Here is a 1,772-nt window from a genome sequence, read left to right on the forward strand (position 1 = left end):
TGCGCCTGGCGCACCGTCTCGACGCGGTCGGCGTAGGTGTGGGTGGTGGTGATGGCGCCGTACGTGGCCTCGGAGGTGTTGAGGTTGTGGTTGTAGGCGTCGGCGCCCGCCTCCCGCAGCCGCTCCGCCTGCCCGTCGGTGAGCAGCCCGAGACAGGCGCACACCTCGACGTCCTCGTTCTCCTCCTTGATGGCCGCGATGGTCTTCGAGACCCGGTCCACGTCCCGGTCGGTCGGCCCCCGGCCGCTGGCGACGAGACAGACCCTCTTCGCCCCGCCGGCCACACCGGCCGCCGCGGCCCGGGACGCCTCGTCGGGCTTCAGCCAGGTGTACTTGAGGATCCCGGCCTCCGAGCCGAGCCGCTGCGAGCAGTACGAGCAGTCCTCCGGGCACAGCCCCGACTTGAGGTTGACCAGGTAGTTGAGCTTCACCCGGCGCCCGAACCACTTGCGGCGCACCTTGCCGGCGGCGGCCACCACGTCGAGCAGCTCGTCGTCGGAGGTCGCCAGGACGGCGAGCGCCTCGTCACGGGTCGGCAGCTCCCGCCGCAGCCCCTTCTCCACCAGCGTGTTCAGCAGGTCCATGCCGGAGATCCTTACCCACGGCGGCACGCCCGGCCAAGGTCAGGACCGAACAACAGGGGCCGTTCGAGGTGTGTGTATCACCACACCCCGGACGGGCCCGGCCAGGCACTACCTTGCACTCACACCACCGCCGACCGAGGGACGGACGATGCCGCGGGACCCGTTCGACTGGATCGACGCGCAGCACGCGCGGCTGAGCGCCGCCGGTCTGGTGCGGACCCTGCGCCCGCGATCCGCCGACGCCGGCCTCGTCGATCTGGCCGGCAACGACTACCTGGGCCTGACCCGCCATCCCGAGGTCACCGCGGCCGCCGCGGACGCGGCCCGCCGCTGGGGCGCGGGCGCCACGGGGTCCCGGCTCGTCACCGGCAGCACCACGCTCCATGCCCGGCTGGAGGACGCGCTGAGCGCGTTCTGCGGCTTCGAGGCCGCACTGGTCTTCTCCTCCGGGTACGCCGCGAACCTCGCCGCCGTCACCGCGCTCTCCGGCCCCGCCGGCTCCGGCACGCTGCTGGTGTCCGACGAGGGCAACCACGCCTCGCTCATCGACGGCTGCCGGCTGGCCCGTGCGGAGAAGACCGTCGTGCCGCACGCCGACCCCGAGGCGGTGGCCAAGGCCCTCGCGGCGCACGAGGGCCGGGCGCTGGCCGTCACCGACTCCGTCTTCTCCGTCGACGGCGACGCCGCACCGCTGGCCGCTCTCGCCGGGGCGTGCCGGGCGCACGGCGCCGGACTGCTGGTGGACGACGCGCACGGGTTCGGGGTGCTCGGCGAGGGCGGCCGCGGCGCCCTCCACGCGGCGGGGCTGGCCGGCGCGCGGGACGTCGTCGCCACCGTCACCCTGTCGAAGTCGCTCGGCGGCCAGGGCGGCGCCGTGCTCGGCCCCGCCCGGGTCATCGAGCACCTCGTCAGTACCGCCCGCACCTTCATCTTCGACACGGGCCTGGCGCCCGCCGCCGTCGGCGGCGCACTGCGCGCCCTGGACCTGCTGCGCCGGGAGCCGGAGCGCGCGACACGCGTGAGGGCCGTGGCCCGGGAACTGCACCGCGGACTGACCGGGGCGGGTCTCGCGGCCGTACGGCCCGACGCGGCGCCGGGTCGGCGATGGTCACCACCCGCTCGGGACTCCCCGTCAGCTCTACGGAGACGGCGACCGCGTCCCCCTTGCCCGCCACGTCGAACGCCGCG

The 1,772-nt window shown here is 74.9% G+C and carries 2 protein-coding genes; one reads left to right on the plus strand and one right to left on the minus strand.

From position 1 onward, the window contains the following. On the minus strand, positions 1–584 hold a 584-nt coding region (locus AB0K09_RS33120; RefSeq protein ID WP_366069097.1), incomplete at its 3' end, for a radical SAM protein. A 148-nt stretch (positions 585–732) separates the two neighbouring features. On the opposite strand from AB0K09_RS33120, the gene AB0K09_RS33125 reads away from it, so the two are divergent. Next, positions 733–1,772: 8-amino-7-oxononanoate synthase (locus tag AB0K09_RS33125; RefSeq protein WP_366069098.1), on the plus strand; the 1,040-nt coding region annotated here is incomplete at its 3' end.

The organism is Streptomyces sp. NPDC049577 (genome assembly GCF_040675635.1).
GTDB lineage: Bacteria > Actinomycetota > Actinomycetes > Streptomycetales > Streptomycetaceae > Streptomyces.